Raw genomic sequence first — 19,403 nt, forward strand, 5'->3', positions numbered from 1 at the left:
GTCAGCGTTATCACCAAAGATAGCTATAGTATCCAAGGCTTGTATATCAATTCACTGATGGACGTCATGCCCGTGGGTATTTTTAGCACATTTTGTAACCGCTGATCGTATGCCAGTGCTGCTTGGTAATGACTACACCATCGGGCAGGGGAGATACGATTATGGCCCGGCCTGTTGCACCACCGGATCGCATTGGTGCGTCATGGCGTGAACAGCGTAATGTAGCCACTGATGTTCTCCAGCCATTGCGACATCGGCCTCTATGCTCTATAACTATTAACTCTGGGGGCGATTCGGATTCGACGACGGTATTGAACCCTGAGGTGCATGCCGAGGGCGTAGTGGTTCTCGTTAATCAAAACACTACAAACCTATTAGTTGCCAATGATAGCAACTTTGAAGCTGCAGCAGCCGCTGCTTAATCGTACTTAACACTACGAAGCTTCCAGTCTAACCGGCTCGTCTGCTGGCCGGTATTCAGACTGTCATCGTAAGCGGGCTCGCCACGATCAGCAGGTCTCTGGCTGACGGGTTAAAACCTGTGAGAATCGCACTGAAGAACCCCGACCACTGGGTCGCTACGGTGTAAAAACTAAAGGTGGATCTAAGCATGTAGAGCCAAAGGCTGAGAGCTGGCGGACGCGGGTTCAAGTCCCGCCGCCTCCACCACATATAAACCTCGTAGGTTATTCATCTACGAGGTTTTTTTATGGTTGACCAGAAGGTAGTTTTGTCTAATCGTTCAGAAAGTGTCCAACCGGATTTTTTTGAAGTGAGTCGGATTGGCTCAATACACACAAATAGAAATAATTTATACACTGGTGATTCATGAGAACCAATATTTCAATGGCATGAAGCTTCCAGACAGAAAGTGCTGGGTATTCAGCGTCGGAGCCGACCACAGCGACAACCCCTATGGCACGGTGGATATTGAGAACATTACTGAGACAATTGTCGAATTGCAGCATCATAAAACCTGCATGCCCTGTCGTGTAGATATTTGCCAATTTCGTACATTTTGTAATGGCCAACACTGGCACCAAAAACAACTAAAGACAATACAAGTGATTGTTCATCAATTATTGAATCATCTTGCTTGAGTTCCAGATACTTAAGGTATGCTTCGGGAGTCGTACGCTTGGCAAAATAATTCTCGGCGGGTGAACTGTAAAAAGCATTGATCTGATTGCAAATAGCGACGGTTGCCACTCCAGTACACACTGAGAAGATGCCTTTTTTAATCAATTCAGCTGATGATATTGGTGATAATGCAGGAGGCATTTGCAGATTGGCTGAAATTGCAGAGTTGTTGACAGGTCCCACGGTATAACCTCGATTGAAATGACAAATTATTGATTTTTTTATCTGTGAGATCAGGCAAAGTAGCTGCATGTCCGGTTGTATATGGATTTAGCTATGGACGTACCAAGGTTATACAAATCAGTCAGGCCACCACTGGCAGAAAATATGACTATCGGGATTAACACATCCTGGACAGTAATGCCAAAATCGTTGAGTTTAATGTATTCAAGACGTTGACCATGAGGCAGGTTATCGAAAGCAAAATTCCTGGCAGGCAATTCATGCTTCCGGCGAATTTCATCACAGGCAAAGGCGGTAACAAATCCAGCTTGAACTGAGAGATTGGCTTTTAATCCAACCTTACTCAACTGTGAAAATATTGTAAGAGTCTCCGAATTCCGTGGTGGTATAGTTGCCACGGAATTATTGGCAGTAGAGAGCGTTAGCATTTATGAACCTCTAATCGAATTTTTTAGGATTATTTGACTAAACAAATATTGACCACGCTGACAGAAGTAAAGTTCAATCCAGCGTATTTTTTTATAAGCCTTAATCTTGCCTGTGCAAGACAGCTCAAAGCGAATAGTCAGGCAGAATGGCGAATTATGGCGTTAACAGAACAATCGTTCCGTATATGAGATGTGCATCAGATATATTGATTTGTTATGCCTCCTTACCCCTCTTTTAGAAACAGCTTCGATGGAATCGCATTTTTATGGTCAAAAGAAGTATGTATCCGACCTTCACCACCCCTTGGTAACATTTTGATTTTAAACGATTAAAAATCGTGCCAACCATATATTCGAATAGAATATATGCTTCAAAATCAAATGATTACGTTATTTTGGTGGTGAAAGTGGGATGTATAAATCTAGGACTAAAACTATATGAATCCAAGTTTTTGGAATTTGAGGTGTTGAGAGACAGCGGCATCACTGACAGTGGGCTGTCCCAGTTTATGAAAGTGGTGCAGGCGCTTCAGAGCGCCTTACTATTCATGCTCAAGAATATGAGAGATGTGGTTTGATAGTGGAGTGTTATCATGAACTGTCTTTATTAGATTCTCTACTTCCTGAAAAGTCCTCCCCGAATAAATGGCATCAACTCTTAAACCAGATGGATCTCCTTTAAATAAAACATTGTTGGGATTATTTGGATCTTCTACAATATTACAGGCTTTACGAGGTGCCATAAGAAATACATGCCCATTTTCAAATAACCCTGTGAGCAAAGGGTATACTTTATCACTGTATTTAAGGGTTGTGTTACTCAGATTCATAATTGCATAGAGATTTTTTATATTTACTTGCTTTGGCTCATAATTAAGCCCTGAGCGGTGGTCATATTCATAACGTGTATAAGAATGTTCAAATATGCCTGAGTTGTAAATTGATATAAAATTCTTATATTTATCAGGATTTGCTATTGCTTCCATATTCTTGAATTGAATTGGACGCTGTAAATCTTCGATAGCCCTTTGATCAATAGATTTGTTGGTATTATGGCATGTCTGCTCCAGTTGGAGTTCGTCAGGCTGAGCCAGTTCATTTGCGTTAGGTTGAATCGCCTCAACTGGCAAATAGTTGAAATTGCCAGGTTGTCGCTGTTGGTCTTCTGTTGAGTTTGCTGATTGCGGTAGAGCTTTGGGCAATAATTCTGTTGGATTATTTGAAATATTGGTTAGCATAAGATCGTCATTAAATTTTATTTACCTATATTTTTGATCCTAAGTTTACAAAAAAGTTCCATTTACGGAAATTTCCTGGCTGCTACACAGTTAATAGTCCAATTCCCTGTTCCCTCTTAACCATTCCCTCACAAACTGTTTTATTTCAGCCAGCAGATTTGACTCACTTATCTGACAGCATTCCAGTTGTCCGAAATCGCAGGTAACCCCATTGCCTTATATATGCAGTTACTCCCTTTTTCCTGATTAAAGCAGTCAAGAGCCAGTGGATTTCTCACCTTTACAGGGAAGGCCTGCCTCTGATCACTTCTGCCAACCACAAGATAATAGCCACCTGTCGGTTTGTCATGGAACAAGGCAATGACCATGCTTTTGATGTGCTCGGCCCTGGCCCTTTCAACGCTGGTGGTTGGTCGTTTTGTGTTTGTCCCGGCTCCTTCAACGATCTGTTTCAGTGTGGATATAACGTCTGAGCCAAAAAGTGTCTCCAGAAATGTGTGTCTTTGCTGAGCTGTGAATAGTTCCAGCCGCTTGCAGTCTCTGTAATCAAATAAGGGCCTGCCAATGAAATCGTCGTACATCGCCTTGGCCATAAGCTCGAACTCCTGATCAGCAGGAGATGCTTTGCGCTCCTGGTCATATCCCCAGCCGAATGGATATTGCTTCAGCTTAAAGAGTCGTAATATATCATCGGCGTATTTCCGGACACATTGGCGCTGACTCTCTGAGTGTCTGGAGGCTCCTTTGTCAAACTCAGCCAAAAATTCCCCGCGAGTCCATTTTGCCGGATCCCCTTTGACATCCCAGCTTTTTGGAAAGACCACTGATTGTTTCAGCAGGTGCAGCATTGTTCCATCAATATTGCCCCCGTTGCCAGGCACTTTTTTATTGTCTGCTATTTCAGAGAGTTTTCTTGCCGAGGGTGGAGCAATCTTTTCGGCAATCTGGCGGTAGCCTACGGTTTGTGAAAACTTGTGGACACATTCGCTGGGTTTCATGGCCTGCTGTTTGACCCGGTTAAGATCACTGACAATGGCTTTTGATTTTTCTGCACAGCGCTCTTCCAGAAATTGATCCAGCTCTTTTCTTTCAGGCTCGCTTTGACAGTTTTCTACAAACTTCAGCACCGCATCTGCAATAGCCATATCCCCCTTAAGCTTGCGGATGTCGGCGATTGATGGGTAGGTTTTGGTGACAGTGACAGGCTTTGCTGTTTCCCTGGCAACAGCTGGTTTGCTGGTGACAGGTTTTGCTGCGGGCTGTGGAGTAGATGGTTTCGACCTCACTGGCGCTGGCTTTGTCTCTTCTTCTTTGTTCTTTTTGGACTGTTCAAGGAATTTCCACCCCTCTTCAAGTGTTCTGTCTACCTCCTCCATTTCCTTATCTATGGCTTCGCGGCGCTTTCTTTCCACTTCTGACTCTTTTTGGCCATCATTATTTGAGTCTGGCTCATTGACACCAGAATCAGAGCCCGGGTCTCTGCTCTCTGGAGCAGAAGGGATAGAAACTCCAGAGTCTCTTACCAGTGCGTTTACTTCATTGCTCATGAAGTTAAAAGCGGAAAGTGTCTGTAACCTGCGAAGAAGGGATTTATCGGTATCCGATTCAACCTTCTCCAGAGCATCTTTAAACGTGGGGTTACTGAAGGCTTCCGATATGCAGGCAGTTCTGACGTCGTCCATCAGCATGCCCAATTTCTCGGTCATTTGTTCGATCGCATGCTTGATGATTTCGCCCTTTGCTTTCATTCCTGCTGGCATTTGTCTGTCGAGCTGATACACGCGTCGTACGAACTCAGTAAAATGATGTGCTGCTTTTTCCTTATCGGGAGAGACAAAGTCGTGAGCCCTGAAAGTAAATAGCTCTTTTAATTCCAAAATGGCTTTTTGTCCCTTCCCCTCTCTGATTTTTCTCAAATTCTGGGAAAGTTTAATTTCAAACGTCTGATAACCCTGATCAGGTAATTCAGGAATAAAAGGGAGTGCTATATCTTCATCGAACAGTTCATCCAGCTCTGAGTCTGAAATTTCAATCTCATCGGCTTGCTTCCGGGAAGGTGGCTCTTTAGGCCTTTCCGGCTCTTTAGGCCTTGCCGGTTCTTTAGGCCTTTCCAGCTCTTTAGGCCTTTCCGGCTCTTTCCTCTTCTTTTTGGGTGCTGGTTTTTCCATCTCTGGCATCATCATGCCGAACAGTTTTTCATGTTCCAGGCAGGAAGCCTTGTCAGCCCGCCTCGGGAGAAAAGTGTGTACTTTGCTGACAACCTGGGGGTTGTACTTGTCGAGGCTTTTCCGGGTGGACGCAAAACTCTTACTGAAATTAAATGGTTGGCCTGGATCTTTATCTCCCCGGTGGCAAGTCTGTTGCTCTGTATGGGCAGAGTCACTGCCACGGCGGGCAGCAGAAGAATGTGTGTCCAGTTTGTATAGAAAGAGCTGGTTATTAGTATCCACTTGATAATCCCTGACTTAAATAACTTGAGTTAATTAAAGTTGGAGTTTTGTGAGTCCAAAAAATTCAATTTCAGCTCAGGGAATTCATCATTAATTTATAAATTACTGAATAAAAAAGTTATTTTATACTCCTTTGGATGCGTTTAAATGACGGTTTATTTGGGATAATAGTACCTATTAGCTCTCCGCAGGGGGGCAATTCTCAAAACTAACTGGATGCAGGAGCTAGTACATCATTTCGATGAGATTGATATGTACAATCTCCGTTCACCCTGAGCGGAGTCGAAGGGTGATTGGCACAGTCTTTATGCAGGGTATGGTGTTTAAGCTCTTCGTCCGTGCATCCTGAGCCGAAGGGCGCTCAGGACGAACGGAGCTTGGGAGTCATTGAAAAAGGAACCCATCAATTACATTGAAACCATTTACCAGAGCAACGCAGGAACAGTTGCCGAGAGTGACTGTCCACTTAATCAGAAAATATGATTTCATTTGGTTAACTACTTATATAATAAACCGCTAGAATCAACCCTCTATCGAAGCAATAAATGATTTAAATAATGAAAATCCCGGTTGCTTCCGGCCAGCTTTGCCATTATGTTTAACTGTTTTTTTATACAGTCTGGGTTTTCTGGTAAACGCAGATGCACCGATTAGCCTGTCAGATTCATTACAACCAGCAAAGCATGGAGACTTCAGGGACTTGTTACACATTATTGATGATATTCGGCAACAAGCCGCCTTGAAACTTGATCAAGCCAAACGGAGCGAGCAAGGTCAGTATATGACACCCGCTCCAACAGCTGAGCTGTTGGCGTCCATGTTTGATAATCTCAGCGGCGATATCTCATTGCTGGACGCAGGGGCAGGTGTTGGCTCCCTGACCGCTGCTTTTTTGCAAAGAGTGGTTCAGGAAGGCGATGTCAATAAAATTACCGCTACCGCCTACGAAACCGACAAGGTTTTGATTAATAACTTGCACAATAGCATGGCTCTGTTTGCCGAAGTTGCAGGGGAGCAAAAGATTCAGTGGCACAGTAATATTATCCCGGCCGATTTTATTGAGAGTGCTGTCAATCAATTGCAGGCGATTTATGTCGATGCAACCCCTATAATTCGTTACAACAAGGCGATTCTTAATCCACCTTATTTCAAGATCGGCAGTAAAAGCCGCCATCGAAAGTTACTCCAGCAGGTAGGCATCGAAACCGGCAACCTCTATTCCGCCTTTGTTGCACTTGCCATCAAACTTCTTGAGCCTGGTGGTGAACTGGTGGCCATTACCCCGCGCAGTTTCTGCAATGGCCCGTACTTTAAAGGATTCAGGGATATCCTGTTAGAGGATACTGCACTGAAGAAAATCCGGGTATTCAACAGCCGTACGAAAGCGTTTAAAGGCGACAAAGTCCTGCAGGAAAATGTGATTTTCCACCTGGTAAAGGGGGAGCCACAGGGGGATGTGGAAATTTCATCCAGCAGTTGTGCTGAAGACCCAGAACCGATTATTCGAATCACCCCTTTCCATGAAGTGGTTAATTCAGATAATCCAGACCGTTTTATCCATATTGTGACCTCAGAGCAGGAAGCCGATATCGCCGTTAAGGTGGGCGGTTTGCCGTGCTCATTGTCTGATTTGGGTCTTGATGTCAGCACCGGAAAAGTGGTTGATTTCAGGACCAGGGATAACCTCAGAATGGAGCCCGAAGCGCAGACTGTGCCACTGATTTATCCCATGCATTTAAAAAATGGTTCTATCGTATGGCCAATAAGCAATGTAAAAAAACCGAATGCCCTGCTTAACAACAGTGAAACCGCCAAACTGATGGTTCCCAACGGCACTTATATATTGACCAAACGACTGACAGCAAAAGAAGAAAAACGCCGGATTGTTGCCTCCCTCTATGAACCGTCTGTTGCTGACGTAGACGTTGTAGGCTTTGAGAATAAAACCAACTATTTTCATGCCTTGGGCAAACCGTTGCCGCAGGATCTTGCCAGAGGCTTATGGCTGTTTTTGAATAGCACCATTGTTGATCAATATTTTCGGCAGTTTAACGGGCACACCCAGGTCAACGCCACAGACCTGAGAAACTTGCGTTACCCCACAATAGAGCAGTTGCAAGCTTTAGGGCATGGAGCAAAAGGAAGCTCGCTGCCATCTCAGGAGGAGATCAATCGTCTGGTGTCGGCTATTTTATAGACAGCGGATCACGCTTGCAAAATATGAATATTTCTTGATGGGTCCTCCTGAATCCACAACCAAGTATCATCAGCAAGGTTTTTCAATCGGCCCTGTCGATCTGCCGCCTTTCTCCCAAAGAGGTTTCAGCCAGTAATCCCTTCCTTCACGATCAAGCTTAGTATTCTGGCCTCTTTGTAAGATACCAATATGTGCTCCAACGTGAGCTGTAGCTGCGCCATCTTTGAATGCTGTACCAATGGGTGCCTTACTGAACCAGTTGGAGCGGGTATCCAGGAGAGCAAAAACAGCATCCACCATGTCTGGTGTTTTTCGGTCAATTCTCTGAAGTACTTCAGCAATTTTCGTCTTTGATATTCCGGAAAACTCTTCGGGTACTGCGGTCCCTTCTTCAGAAATCAGTTTGTTTCTCAGTGCAATAGCATCGTCGACTACGCCCATGATTACTTCAACCTTTTGGCACATGTGCGCGAATTTTATCGATCTATTAGAAAGGAATATACAACGGAATACTTCTGACTAATTTACACAATAATTCGACTCAATTGCTTATCTGAGCCGCCTGGTTCCGTGTTTTTGTAAAATACTCGCATTGCAACGTATCAATGCTTGCGATTATCCGGGGTGCTCAGCCAAGGATAATCCCATTTTTCCCATATTGGGGATGGGATACCGTTTCTGAACTTAGTACCATTGTCTTCTAGTCGTCTGCTGCGCTCAGCAGAAGTAATATCAAAGGAGACGTTGCTATGGATCGTATCCATCTGGCACAGGTGCCACGAAACAACCAGGGCAAGATCAGTTACTCGTCTATCCCGTCCATGGCAGTGCGGGTGATGGTGGCTGAAGAGGAACTGTCGGTTCTGCAACGGCGGGTGAAGCGGCACCATGATGTTCGTGACCGGTTGCACATTGGTGAAGAGGAACTGGCTGGGCTGGAGGCGCATATTGCTGATTTGGAAGAGAAGTTGGTTGAGTGGCGGGCGTTACTGGCGGAGGCGTGAAAGCGGTTACTTTTACAGCCTGATGGTCACAGCCGCCAGAGTCTCTTCACTGAGAAAAATAAGACATCCACATTTTTCTTGATCATTCAGACATCTCGACTACTTTTTAAGCATCAAAAACTTAAAGATCGCTACTAAAGTCATGACGACTGCTCGGAAAAACTTGATAGACCCAGCCTGTACACCTTATTACCACTGCATGGCTCGCTGCGTTCGTCAAGCCTTTCTCTGTGGTAAAGATTCGTTTTCCGGCAAGGACTGCGAACACCGTCGCCTATGGGGGGAAGACCGAATTCAACAGCTATCGTCAATCTTTGCATTGGAAGTTTGTGCTTATGCGGTCATGTCCAATCATTACCACATCGTGCTTTACATCAACCGTAAACAGGCCAGGAGCTGGTCTACCAATGAGATTCTCACTCGTTGGTCTTCCCTATTTTCAGGCCCGATGCTGGTCCAACGATTTCTCTCTGGCGAACAATTGCGCGAGGCAGACAAGCTACGGGTGGATGAGTTTGCTGAAGAATATCGTTGTCGTTTGATGGATATCGGCTGGTTTATGAGATGCCTCAACGAACATCTGGCCAGAAAAGCCAATAAAGAGGATAACTGTAAGGGAAGGTTCTGGGAAGGACGTTACAAAAGCCAGGCGCTGCTCGACGATGCGGCTCTGCTGACTTGTATGGCCTATGTTGATTTAAACCCTGTTCGAGCCAAAATGGCGAAATCGCCAGAGACCTCTGAATACACTTCTATCAGCAAACGGACGAAATACTACTCAGCTCCATCCGGCAAAAAGCAACCTGCCAAATTGAAGCCCTTCAAAGAGCCAGGACAAAACCCTGACCATGCATTGCCTTATGCACTCAGTAGTTATTTTGAACTGGTTGACTGGTCGGGAGGAATTGTTCGTCAAGGTAAGCGAGGTTGTTTAAACGACAACATTCCCTCAATACTTAAGTTTTTCGATATTCCGCCGGATGAGTGGTTTAAAACCATGCAGTGGAATAACCGTTTCTATCGGGCCGTTGGTACGCTGGCATCACTGAAAAGTTATGCTGAAAAAATGGGAAAGTCCTGGATACATGGTCAGAGTACCAGCGCTTTGTTATTTGCAGGCTAACTTTCCGTCCGCCATATTGTTGAAGCTGAAAAAAACTCTGACTTCAGCCCCTGTCCTTCACTACGCTATAGACTCTGGCAGCTCATAAGTGAACATTTCTGAGTTCTGATTGCTTTTCTCTTCCTTGACTGTGACTTTCATTTCCGCAATTAGCGAACGAAATATTTGATTATCCTGGCTTTAAAATCTTTGGGTGTCCTTTTCTTCCCTTCAAAATCTTTGGGTGTCCTTTTCTTCTCCTTTTCTTCCTTGTCAGGCTAATGAATGATTAATCATCATTCGGCTCTTCAATCTGCATATTTCTCAGTACGCTCATGGTCACAACATCCGAATCAACCTGACGATGGGTGTAATAACGCCAGGCGAATAAAGCACCGAGACCCAGAGCAGCCGCCACCCCTATAGAAATCCCGACAATGGCCCCAGTGCTTAGGGTTGTTCCTGCCTGGACTCCTGTTACCAGGGAGGTTAATGCTGTTGAGGCTCCGGTATAATTCACCAGTCCGGTATTCAGCGTCGATGGAGCACTTGAACTTGGCAGGGAGGAGGGTGCAAACAGCAAATCCGTTGCTGTACAGTTCCCGTAACCTTTTGAAGGCTGATTAATTACCCGACAATCATTGGTCACAAATCGTTGATCAGCAATATCACACAACTGATCTAAAGAGGACTGGGACACATTGCCGACATTTTGCAACCTGCCGTTTACAGTGACGTTCACTGCCTGAACACTGTTTGTCATTTTAATAACAGAGGGGTGACTGGTAGAATAGATGAATTGATCCATCGATCCAGCAGCAATACCTCTTTCTGCATATTTACCTCTGGCAGTAATGCCGCCTCTCACCGCAATAATGTCCTCTGTTTTTCCCCCATTAAAATAACCGGTCCCAATGGCAGCATCAGCGTAATCTCCGGAGGTATTGACGAAACAGTCAATGGCCCTGGTATCAAGAACCTCACATCGAGTTTCACCCACACCAATGGCGGCTTCCGCGCCATCTCCCAGGGTCGTTACATTACATGCTATTGCTGTTGTTCCTGCTAGCAGTCCACCAGATTTACATTCACCAGCACCGATACCAGCATCTGAAAAAACTCCTTCGGTCTTCACTAAACTGTTCACAGCGGTCAACTTTTCCAGTTTGCCCCCGTCATATATTATTCCCCCACCAATGCCGGCGAAACTATCAGTCGCATCCGTTTCAACCTGACTGTCCAGAACGGTAAGATGGTTAATTCGGCCCTCAACGATTCCGGCACCAATGCCGGCGCGGGAGTGGTCACGATTTGTTTTGACCCGACTGTTGTTTACAGTCACATGTTGTATATCTCCTTCAGCCCTACCACTGACAATACCAACAGCTCCAGATTTACCAGTACTGGTCACTGAGCAATTATTGACCCCAACTTGCTCAATATAGCTATTCTCCTGCTGGTGGCTTGTTATCACACCTGCATGAGTCATCGATGCTGCGCCACGCTCGCCATCCTTGTTAGTCAAAACGCTGGAATGTTCTATCAGCAGGTTTTCCAGACGGCTTCCTTCGCCCATTTTACAGACGACTACGGAACTGTATTTATCATTACTCTCAACATGGGCCTGCTCCATGCGCAGATCACGGACAACACCATGCTTTGCAACCTTGCCAAATAAACAATGTCTCTGACCAGTGATCTTATGGCATCCGCCATCGTAATCCCCATAAAACGGCTGATCTTCACTGCCAATGGTGACATCGCAGTTGATATCCTGAGTCTGGACATAATGACCCGATAACGGGTAACTGTCATTTTGGCCAATTTGTTCCAATGTTTCCCGGTTTGGTACCGGAATCGGGCGATCCGTTGCATTGCTCGGTGGAGGTGTAGCAGCAGAAACGGGTATCTGCCCCATAGTGACCATGGCAGCAGCGGTGAGCACTTCCCGGGTCATACTACTTTGGGCGATCGGTCGGCGCTTCTCACCGGTACATTTTTGCCCGGAAAGCTCTCCCTTTACAGCATCTTTTTCTTGCATGTAGTCAATGGCTTTACCGGCAAAATTACCAGCGAAACATAATTTAGAAGCCACATCAGCCAACACTTTCACTTGCGGAACCCAGGCTCCCGCCAGTTGAGCGACTAATCCAGCACCCTGGCAGATATCATTCAGCATTGATTGGCTGGGTAGTGCAACTGGCTTTGAATCATACGGCACTGATTCATTATTATTGGCTGAAGGCTGCTGGTAATCAGGAGAGAGCGACTGAAAAAAAGGAATGACGGCAGAGCGAACAATGACACTCGAACCATTTAACTGCCCGGTATTACCCGTCCCAGTGTTCTCCTGCTCGGGAGATGTACTGAAAACGTTGCCCGGGTATGTTACTGCAGCATAATTCTTTTCGGTTGGTGTTTGCATACTCTTTCTCCAGATTCATGAGGAAAATCATAATCATTGTGATTGCTTTTAATAACAAAAGACTAATGCACGACTTTAGACGGCATCACGAGTATAAAAAAAGCAATGAAAACAACAGTCAAACGACGATATTCTGTTATTCATCTCAACGCATCCCATCTGCCGAACAGATTAGAGGAGGAGGGATAAATCGCCAATTTGAAGCAAACCAGAATTCAGCGAAGCAGTGTCGATGACCTTCAGCCCATTATCGATGGTTATAACGTGCGATAATTACTGAACCGTGAACTCGCGTATTGCCATCTTTTGAAGGGGTAGTATGCTCAGTTAAATCCAATGTTATATCGTGTTCAGGTGTTTGATGAGTGAGCAGGAACCTGCATTCTGGCAGGTAAAATCGTTAACCGAGATGACGCCCGAAGAGTGGGAGTCGCTCTGTGATGGCTGTGGTCGCTGCTGCCTCAATAAGATTATTGATGCGGATACGGATGAGATTCACACAACGGCGGTAGCCTGTCGGCTGCTGGATCTGGAGACCTGCCGCTGCAGGCATTATAAACACCGTCGCAAGTATGTGGATGACTGCATCAAGTTTACCCCGAAAACCCTGCATGAGCATTTGCCATGGCTGCCGGACAGCTGCGCTTATCATCTGCTCTACCATGGTTATGACCTGCCACAATGGCATCCTCTGAAAACCGGAAGCTCGGACTCTGTCCATGAATCCGGTTTCTCCATCAAGGGCAGGGACATCGCTTCAGAAGAAGATGTTCCGGCCCCTTCGGACTGGTTTGATTATATTATCAGGGTGAAATAAGGCGGTTTCTGAACGACTTTCAGATTACGGCCTCAGTGATTGGATGGTGTGTGTGGCACCCGCGCGGACGAAGTCAGCGTCACAGCCAGCGGTGACCAGGCTGAACCCTTTTTTTCGCATACGATCAGCGAACTGTGGCCCCATGCAATGAATGGCTGCGGGAACATTATGTTTTTTGCTGCAGGCAAGGATATGTTCGATGGCCTCCATAACGGGAGCCTCATAGTGGTCAGGTTGGGGCTGACAGCCCAGGGCGTAGGACAGGTCAAAGGGGCCAATATAGATGGCTCCCAGTCCTTCGGTGCTGAGGATATCATCCAGGTTATCCAGAGCCTGACGGGTCTCTATCATGACCATGGGCAAAATGGTCTCTTCTGCTTTTTCCGGGTAATCACTGCCTGCATAGATCATCGCCCTGCTGGGGCCAAAGCTGCGGTTGCCTTTGCCGGGGTAACGGCAGGTGGCGACAAACTCCCGGGTCTGCTCTGCGGTTTCAATCATTGGGCAGATAACGCCATAAGCACCGGCATCCAGCATCTTCATAATGATGCCCGGATCAAGCCAGGGAACCCTGACCAGCGGAGTCACCGGGGTGGTGGATATGGCTTGCAACATGGCCAGGGCTGATTCAAAGCCAATCATGCCGTGCTGCATATCGATGGTTATTGAGTCAAAACCCTGGTGGGCAATCAGCTCCGCCGTCATTGGGCTTGGATGGATAAGCCAGCAGTTGATGGCTGTCTGGTTCTGCTGGAAAAGGCTCAGTACCTGATTCTTTCTCATTGTTGATCATTGTTATCTATTTGCTGTGGTCAAAACAGTATAGCCAACGGACGAACGGGTTAAGCGGCGGCTTTTCTGTATGATAATTGATCTCAAGGCTTGTCAGCGGGGTGGAAAACCTTACACTAGCCGTTTGTCTGTCCGGAGACAGGGGCGTTCTGACGGACGCTATTTCCGGACCATCTCCGGGTTAAATTGAATATTGGCACAAAGAGTCTGTGATCGAATGACAGCCCATGGCACACTCTACGGCCTGGTTCTGGCTGGTGGTCGTTCCTCCCGTATGGGGCAGGATAAGTCACGGCTGAACTGGTGTGGCAAACCGCTTTACCAACATATAGCTGCTCTGCTGGCTGGGGCCGGGATTGATCAGGTTCTGATCAGTGGGTCCGGTTTTGCCCCGGATGACTCTGTTATTGCCGATGTGGTTCCCGGAAGAGGCCCGCTCAGCGGCATTCATGCGGCTTTACAGCGACTGCAGGATGGCGACCGGCTGCTGGTGATTCCTGTGGATATGCCACTGGTTCCTGCCGATGCGATCCGGACACTTGGCGATCAACAGCAGGCGTGCTGTTTTGCGGGTTTTAATCTGCCGATGATATTGCCGGTCACTTCAACATTGCGGCAAGCCGTTGAGCGTGCCATAACCAGTGATAATCCGAAGGACTATGCCCTGTGGCGTTTGCATCAGCTTTCAGATGGACAGACCCTGGCGCTGCCGTCATCTATGGCAGACCTTTTTGTCAACGTCAATACGCCAGAAGACTGGCATAATCTGGTTAATAAGGCGGTTGTTCAGACGTAAGATGTCGTCCATATTGCACACCTGGTCATGAGCACCCCTGAATACGATTGAAAATAGACTGGAGCGAGAATAGCCATGGCTCATAATCAGTTTGATGAGTTTATTCCTGTAAATATTGCCGTGTTGACGGTGTCCGACACCCGTACCGAAGAAAACGACACATCTGGTCACTTACTGGTTGATAGCCTGACCGCCGCTGGTCACAAACTTGTTGACAAGGCCATTGTAAAAGACGACATCTACAAGATTCGCGAAGTCGTATCCCGCTGGATTGCCAGTGATGCAGGGTCCCCAGACTGTGTGCAGGCCGTGCTGGTCACAGGCGGTACCGGTTTCTCTGGCAGAGACAGCACACCAGAAGCGCTGTTGCCTGTTTTTGACAAGCAGATTGATGGTTATGGCGAGCTGTTCCGCCAGCTTTCCTATGATCAGATCAAAACCTCCACCATCCAGTCCCGTACCGTGGCGGGCATGGCCAACGGCACCGTTATTTTTGTTATGCCCGGCTCCAATAATGCCTGTAAGACCGCCTGGGAAGGCATTATCAGGGATCAGCTGAACAGCCAGCATCGTCCGTGTAACTTTGTTGAACAATTAAAAAAGGCAGGGTAATCATGTCGTCTGCCAATAGTGCCCTCAGCCATATTGATAGTGATGGTAAGGCCAGCATGGTTGATGTTGGTGAAAAAGACATCACACGCCGTGAAGCCAGGGCCGAAGGTTATATCTACATGGCACCTGAGACACTGGCGCTGGTAAAAGACAACGGCCTTAAAAAAGGGGACGTACTTGCCGTGGCCAGAATTGCCGGCATTCAGGCGGCTAAACAGTGCAGCCAGCTGGTGCCGCTTTGCCACCCGTTGATGCTGAACTTTATCGGTGTTGAGTTTCAGCTTGAAGACGCGGCTTCAGTGAATGGTGAAGCCTGCATTCGAATTGAAACCTGTTGTCGTTTGAATGGCAAAACCGGCGTTGAGATTGAAGCGCTGACAGCGGCATCGGTTGCTGCCCTGACGATCTATGATATGTGCAAGGCAGTGGATAAAGAGATGCATATTGAAGGCATTCGTGTGCTGGAAAAGGGTGGTGGTCGCAGTGGTCACTATATTCATGGTTCAGCGACAGGTGGTGCAGCATGATTACAGTACGTTTCTTTGCCAGTTTTCGGGAAAAGCTGAACTGCGAACAGTTGACCTTGGAAGAAGGGGAGTATGCTCCCTTGCTGTCCGCATTAAAAAGTCAGTTGGCGGACCAAGGTGAAGGCTGGCGTGAAGTCATGATGAGTGAGCGTACTCTGGTTGCCATCAATCAGACCATGACTCGCCAGGATGTCACATTGCAGTCAGGTGATGAGGTCGCCTTTTTTCCTCCGGTGACCGGCGGGTGATTTTTATTTGTGGTGAAAAGTGGTGCCAAAACAAACAGGATCAGAACCTTGATTGCCATTCAAACAGAAGACTTTAGCCCCGGTCTGGAATATAAACGTCTGGAAGGGAATAAGTCATCAGGAGCGATTGTCACTTTTACCGGTACGGTTCGCGATATGAACCTTGGGGATAAGGTGGGAGGCCTGTTTCTGGAACATTATCCGGGGATGACGGAAAAAGCCCTGCAGGAAATTATCGATGAGGCCATGGCACGTTGGGAGCTTCAAACTGTCCGGGTTATCCATCGCATTGGTCAGATGTACCCCGGGGACCGAATTGTTTTTGTGGGTGTCGCCAGCGCCCATCGCAAAGAAGCGTTTGCAGCCTGTGAGTTTATTATGGATTACCTGAAAACCCGTGCGCCGTTCTGGAAGAAAGAGACGACACCGGAAGGGGATCGCTGGGTGGATGAGCGTGAGTCTGACCGGGCAGCGGCAGATCGCTGGCTTTAACCTTCGAACTCATAAAGAACACCTGCTTCATGTTAAGAACAGTATTTTTAGCATTCTTGCTCTCTTGCCTGGGGGTGTTGGTCTACGCAGAAGAACTGAAAGTGGCCGTTGCAGCAAACTTCAAACCATCGCTGGACGTTTTGGCAAAGGCATTTGAGGCAGACACCGGGCACCGGTTGTTGATCTCCTCGGCCTCGACCGGTGTGCTGTATAACCAGATTACCCACGGTGCGCCTTTCGATATCTTTCTGTCAGCAGATAGCCTCAGACCGAAGCTGCTGGAACAAAAAGGACTGACGCTAAAGGCCAGTCGACACCCTTATGCCCTGGGAGTACTGGTGCTATGGAGCCCCGGGTTTTCCGCTAAAGAAGGGAAAATCATGACCCTGGAGGATCTGGCGGTTTATCAGGGACGCCTGGCCATTGCCAATCCGGCAACGGCACCTTATGGTCTGGCGGCACAGCAGGTGCTGGAAAAGCTGGGTTTCTGGTCCTCGTTCCGCACCCGTCTGGTTCAGGGGGCCAGTGTCCAGCAGGCCTGGCAGTTTGTGGCCAGCGGTAATATTCCCGCTGGGCTGGTGGCGAAAGCGCAGCTGGTAGACCACGATGGTCATATTTTTTCGATTCCTGCAACGTTGTATGATCCGATTCAGCAGGATCTGGTTATCTTAAAGCGCACCAGGCAACCTGAGGCGGCCAGGGCATTTGTGGCGTTTATTTTGTCACCATCTGCCCAGCGCACCATTGCCAGACAGGGGTACTTCCCTGTATCAACGACAATGGCCGATAAAACAACGTCCGAAAATCGAAGGGAAGCGCTCTGAATGCTGCTCACTGCTGTCTGGGTCACGCTGAAACTGGCCACCATTACCACCGTGATTCTGATGCTGCTGGCGATTCCCATGGCCTGGGGGCTGGCCAATATGCAGAGTCGGCTAAGGCCCCTGTTGGAAGCCCTGGTGGGGCTGCCAATGGTATTACCGCCCACCGTCCTTGGCTTTTATATACTGTTGCTTTGCTCACCAAATTACGCTCCCGGGCAGCTCTGGCTGTCCCTGACCGGCACCACCGTGGCGTTCAGTTTTACCGGGCTAGTGATCGCTTCTGTTATCTGCTCAATGCCCTTTGTCGTGCAGCCTTTACAACGGGCGTTTGAACAACTTGATAAAGGTCTGCTTGAGGCGGCAGCCATGATGGGGGCCGGGCGCATGGACCGTTTCTTTAATGTGGTACTGCCCTGTACCCGCCGGGCGATGATTCTGGCGGCCTGCATGGGGTTTGCCCATACCGTTGGGGAGTTTGGTGTGGTGCTGATGATTGGCGGCAATATTCCCGGAGAGACACAGGTGCTGTCCATTGCCCTGTTCGATGCCGTGGAATCACAGCAGTTTACCGAAGCGCACCAGATTGCCGCGGGACTGATGGTGTTTGCCATGATTCTGCTGGTTACCCTTTACAGCCTTGATCGTCAGCCCGTGGCTCAATTACCCCTCCAATCACACCCTGGTCGTTATTAATGCTAAGAATTGATATTCAGCTGCCCCGGGACCGCTTTGTTCTTAGTGTTGATGAGTCACTGGATACCGATAACACCTGGGCCATGATGGGGCGTTCCGGGTGTGGTAAAACCTCTTTGCTGAGAACCATCGCGGGTTTGGAAAGTCATGCCAGGGGGCGGCTTCAGTTTAATGATGAAATCTGGCAGGACTCGGAACAGGGAATGTGGGTTCCGCCGGAGCAACGGGGCATTGGCTATATATTTCAGGAAGCCAGGCTGTTTCCCCATCTGGACGTTATGGAAAACCTCCGGTTTGCCTTGCAGCGGGCCAGAGCCAATGTTGCCATGCCGTCATTATCCGAGGTGGTTGAGCAGCTCGATATTGTGCATCTACTGGGGCGTACGGTTGATAAACTGTCTGGCGGTGAGAAACAGCGTGTGGCTATTGCCCGCACCTTATTAAGTGCACCCCGTCTTCTATTAATGGATGAACCGCTGGCGTCACTGGACTGGTCATCAAAAACAAGCATTCTTCCCTGTTTGAGAAATATCCATCAGCACTTTGGCATACCGGTTGTTATGGTGAGTCATGCCCGTGAAGAGGTGGCACGGCTGGCTGATAAACTGCTGCTTATTGATCAGGGGCAGGTTGTATCCCGGGGCGAGTGTCGTCAATTACTCAGTCGGCCAGGTTCTTTATTAACCCGGGATGACTGTGCACTGTCGATTCTGGAAGTACAGGTGGGCAGCCACGATCAGGAATATGGTTTCACTGAGCTGTTATTGGGTGACCAGAAATTGCTGGTCAATCAGGTTTCAGCACTGCCGGGAACCGGCCTGAGAGTGATATTGCCGGCTCAGGAAGTCAGTATTGTGGTGGAAGATATCCACTGCACAAGTGTTCAGAATCGAGTGGCAACAACGATTCAGGCTATTCAGGAACTGGATTCCAAAAATGTCATGCTGTTTATGGCGGCGGAAGGGCAGACATTGCTGGCGCTGGTCACCAGAAGAGCGCTGGGGTTATTGAATTTGTCGGTGGGGCAACGTGTTTTTGCCCATTTTAAAGGCTCCTGTCTGGATGTTATCTAATACTCAACGAAGGAGAGGTTTTGAATGGAAGCATGTGCTAACTTTTGACAAAGGTTTCAAGTAGAAAAAGTAAAACGCTCCCATTTTGTTTTTCTTTTGTCGTTAGCATTGGATCAAATGAAACCGGGTTTTGATTCCATTAGTCCGACCCTCATTGGATGGGAACTTCTGTGCGCCATTGTATCGTTTTGGAACTTTTTTCTACCAATGGGCTGTGCAGTGCTACTGGTTTGATTTTCTCAAGAGGGCTGGATTACGTAATTAACCAAATGAAATCATATATTTCTGACTAAGTTGTCAGTCACTCTGCGGCGTTGCAACTCCGGTCACATAGCTACGGCTATGCTCCCTACGTTGCGCCT

19 protein-coding genes and 1 other RNA gene are annotated in these 19,403 nt (G+C 47.6%); 13 read left to right on the forward strand and 7 right to left on the reverse strand.

Features of this window, described 5'->3' with window-relative positions:
* Positions 1–284: 284 nt before the first annotated feature.
* Positions 285–669, forward strand: a transfer-messenger RNA (tmRNA) gene (ssrA, locus tag ACO6UX_RS19580).
* A 270-nt stretch (positions 670–939) separates the two neighbouring features.
* Here the strand turns inward: ssrA and ACO6UX_RS19585 are convergent.
* From ACO6UX_RS19585 to ACO6UX_RS19600, 4 genes are all read right to left on the reverse strand, one after another.
* Positions 940–1,323 carry a hypothetical protein gene (locus ACO6UX_RS19585; RefSeq protein WP_422450036.1) on the reverse strand — a complete coding sequence of 128 codons (384 nt, stop codon included), beginning with the start codon at positions 1,321–1,323 and terminating at the stop codon, positions 940–942.
* A 50-nt stretch (positions 1,324–1,373) separates the two neighbouring features.
* Positions 1,374–1,670 carry a hypothetical protein gene (locus ACO6UX_RS19590; protein WP_422450037.1) on the reverse strand — a complete coding sequence of 99 codons (297 nt, stop codon included), beginning with the start codon at positions 1,668–1,670 and terminating at the stop codon, positions 1,374–1,376.
* Between the two features lie 623 nt (positions 1,671–2,293).
* Positions 2,294–2,989 (reverse strand): hypothetical protein, encoded by a 696-nt coding sequence (locus ACO6UX_RS19595; RefSeq protein WP_422450038.1) that lies wholly within the window; start codon positions 2,987–2,989, stop codon positions 2,294–2,296.
* Positions 2,990–3,156: 167 nt separating this feature from the next.
* Entirely contained in the window at positions 3,157–5,439 is a 2,283-nt protein-coding gene (locus ACO6UX_RS19600; RefSeq protein ID WP_422450039.1) for a hypothetical protein, read from the reverse strand.
* 700 nt (positions 5,440–6,139) lie between these two features.
* Between ACO6UX_RS19600 and ACO6UX_RS19605 the strand changes: the two genes are divergently transcribed.
* Positions 6,140–7,636: an Eco57I restriction-modification methylase domain-containing protein gene (locus tag ACO6UX_RS19605; RefSeq protein ID WP_422450040.1), complete on the forward strand. Its 1,497-nt coding sequence runs from the start codon at positions 6,140–6,142 to the stop codon at positions 7,634–7,636.
* 69 nt (positions 7,637–7,705) lie between these two features.
* Here the strand turns inward: ACO6UX_RS19605 and ACO6UX_RS19610 are convergent, their stop codons facing one another.
* The gene (locus ACO6UX_RS19610; RefSeq protein WP_422450041.1) at positions 7,706–8,101 is read right to left on the reverse strand and encodes a hypothetical protein; all 396 of its coding nucleotides are present in this window, start codon (positions 8,099–8,101) and stop codon (positions 7,706–7,708) included.
* A gap of 284 nt (positions 8,102–8,385) precedes the next feature.
* Between ACO6UX_RS19610 and ACO6UX_RS19615 the strand changes: the two genes are divergently transcribed.
* Positions 8,386–8,640 carry a hypothetical protein gene (locus tag ACO6UX_RS19615; protein WP_101745073.1) on the forward strand — a complete coding sequence of 85 codons (255 nt, stop codon included), beginning with the start codon at positions 8,386–8,388 and terminating at the stop codon, positions 8,638–8,640.
* Between the two features lie 163 nt (positions 8,641–8,803).
* On the forward strand, positions 8,804–9,763 hold the full coding sequence (locus tag ACO6UX_RS19620; protein ID WP_422450042.1) for a transposase: 960 nt from the start codon (positions 8,804–8,806) through the stop codon (positions 9,761–9,763).
* Between the two features lie 268 nt (positions 9,764–10,031).
* On the opposite strand, the gene ACO6UX_RS19625 is transcribed toward ACO6UX_RS19620, so the two are convergent.
* Positions 10,032–12,167, reverse strand: coding sequence for a hypothetical protein (locus tag ACO6UX_RS19625; RefSeq protein ID WP_422450043.1), 2,136 nt, complete (start codon positions 12,165–12,167; stop codon positions 10,032–10,034).
* Positions 12,168–12,528: 361 nt separating this feature from the next.
* Here ACO6UX_RS19625 and ACO6UX_RS19630 point away from each other — a divergent pair, with 361 nt between their 5' ends.
* The gene (locus tag ACO6UX_RS19630) at positions 12,529–12,984 is read left to right on the forward strand and encodes a YcgN family cysteine cluster protein (protein ID WP_422450044.1); all 456 of its coding nucleotides are present in this window, start codon (positions 12,529–12,531) and stop codon (positions 12,982–12,984) included.
* Positions 12,985–13,008: 24 nt separating this feature from the next.
* Here the strand turns inward: ACO6UX_RS19630 and ACO6UX_RS19635 are convergent, their stop codons facing one another.
* The gene (locus ACO6UX_RS19635) at positions 13,009–13,767 is read right to left on the reverse strand and encodes an HpcH/HpaI aldolase family protein (RefSeq protein WP_422450045.1); all 759 of its coding nucleotides are present in this window, start codon (positions 13,765–13,767) and stop codon (positions 13,009–13,011) included.
* A gap of 226 nt (positions 13,768–13,993) precedes the next feature.
* On the opposite strand from ACO6UX_RS19635, the gene ACO6UX_RS19640 reads away from it, so the two are divergent.
* The 8 genes from ACO6UX_RS19640 to modC all read left to right on the forward strand — a co-directional run bounded on the left by ACO6UX_RS19640 (position 13,994) and on the right by modC (position 19,041).
* The gene (locus ACO6UX_RS19640) at positions 13,994–14,572 is read left to right on the forward strand and encodes a molybdenum cofactor guanylyltransferase (RefSeq protein ID WP_422450046.1); all 579 of its coding nucleotides are present in this window, start codon (positions 13,994–13,996) and stop codon (positions 14,570–14,572) included.
* 75 nt (positions 14,573–14,647) lie between these two features.
* The gene (gene moaB, locus ACO6UX_RS19645; RefSeq protein WP_269675561.1) at positions 14,648–15,184 is read left to right on the forward strand and encodes a molybdenum cofactor biosynthesis protein B; all 537 of its coding nucleotides are present in this window, start codon (positions 14,648–14,650) and stop codon (positions 15,182–15,184) included.
* A gap of 2 nt (positions 15,185–15,186) precedes the next feature.
* Positions 15,187–15,711 carry a cyclic pyranopterin monophosphate synthase MoaC gene (gene moaC / locus ACO6UX_RS19650; protein WP_422450047.1) on the forward strand — a complete coding sequence of 175 codons (525 nt, stop codon included), beginning with the start codon at positions 15,187–15,189 and terminating at the stop codon, positions 15,709–15,711.
* Positions 15,708–15,959 (forward strand): MoaD/ThiS family protein, encoded by a 252-nt coding sequence (locus tag ACO6UX_RS19655; protein WP_269676508.1) that lies wholly within the window; start codon positions 15,708–15,710, stop codon positions 15,957–15,959. Before moaC ends, ACO6UX_RS19655 begins: the two co-directional genes overlap by 4 nt.
* A 48-nt stretch (positions 15,960–16,007) precedes the next feature.
* Entirely contained in the window at positions 16,008–16,451 is a 444-nt protein-coding gene (gene moaE, locus ACO6UX_RS19660; protein WP_422450048.1) for a molybdopterin synthase catalytic subunit MoaE, read from the forward strand.
* Positions 16,452–16,480: 29 nt separating this feature from the next.
* Positions 16,481–17,275, forward strand: coding sequence for a molybdate ABC transporter substrate-binding protein (gene modA / locus ACO6UX_RS19665; RefSeq protein ID WP_422450049.1), 795 nt, complete (start codon positions 16,481–16,483; stop codon positions 17,273–17,275).
* The gene (gene modB / locus ACO6UX_RS19670; RefSeq protein ID WP_422450050.1) at positions 17,276–17,968 is read left to right on the forward strand and encodes a molybdate ABC transporter permease subunit; all 693 of its coding nucleotides are present in this window, start codon (positions 17,276–17,278) and stop codon (positions 17,966–17,968) included.
* On the forward strand, positions 17,968–19,041 hold the full coding sequence (gene modC / locus ACO6UX_RS19675) for a molybdenum ABC transporter ATP-binding protein (RefSeq protein ID WP_422450051.1): 1,074 nt from the start codon (positions 17,968–17,970) through the stop codon (positions 19,039–19,041). The genes modB and modC overlap by 1 nt, the downstream gene beginning before the upstream one ends.
* Positions 19,042–19,403 lie beyond the last annotated feature (362 nt).

It is taken from the genome of Endozoicomonas sp. ALB091 (genome assembly GCF_049310265.1).
Taxonomy (GTDB): domain Bacteria; phylum Pseudomonadota; class Gammaproteobacteria; order Pseudomonadales; family Endozoicomonadaceae; genus Endozoicomonas.

Bases quoted from the DNA above. Each gene is read 5' to 3' on its own strand.
- ACO6UX_RS19635 (WP_422450045.1), bottom strand. From the start codon at position 13,767: ATGAGAAAGAATCAGGTACTGAGCCTTTTCCAGCAGAACCAGACAGCC.
- ACO6UX_RS19655 (WP_269676508.1), top strand. From the start codon at position 15,708: ATGATTACAGTACGTTTCTTTGCCAGTTTTCGGGAAAAGCTGAACTGC.
- modB (WP_422450050.1), top strand. From the start codon at position 17,276: ATGCTGCTCACTGCTGTCTGGGTCACGCTGAAACTGGCCACCATTACC.
- modC (WP_422450051.1), top strand. From the start codon at position 17,968: ATGCTAAGAATTGATATTCAGCTGCCCCGGGACCGCTTTGTTCTTAGT.
- moaC (WP_422450047.1), top strand. From the start codon at position 15,187: ATGTCGTCTGCCAATAGTGCCCTCAGCCATATTGATAGTGATGGTAAG.
- ACO6UX_RS19595 (WP_422450038.1), bottom strand. From the start codon at position 2,989: ATGCTAACCAATATTTCAAATAATCCAACAGAATTATTGCCCAAAGCT.
- moaB (WP_269675561.1), top strand. From the start codon at position 14,648: ATGGCTCATAATCAGTTTGATGAGTTTATTCCTGTAAATATTGCCGTG.
- ACO6UX_RS19610 (WP_422450041.1), bottom strand. From the start codon at position 8,101: ATGTGCCAAAAGGTTGAAGTAATCATGGGCGTAGTCGACGATGCTATT.
- ACO6UX_RS19625 (WP_422450043.1), bottom strand. From the start codon at position 12,167: ATGCAAACACCAACCGAAAAGAATTATGCTGCAGTAACATACCCGGGC.
- ACO6UX_RS19640 (WP_422450046.1), top strand. From the start codon at position 13,994: ATGACAGCCCATGGCACACTCTACGGCCTGGTTCTGGCTGGTGGTCGT.
- modA (WP_422450049.1), top strand. From the start codon at position 16,481: ATGTTAAGAACAGTATTTTTAGCATTCTTGCTCTCTTGCCTGGGGGTG.
- ACO6UX_RS19630 (WP_422450044.1), top strand. From the start codon at position 12,529: ATGAGTGAGCAGGAACCTGCATTCTGGCAGGTAAAATCGTTAACCGAG.
- ACO6UX_RS19615 (WP_101745073.1), top strand. From the start codon at position 8,386: ATGGATCGTATCCATCTGGCACAGGTGCCACGAAACAACCAGGGCAAG.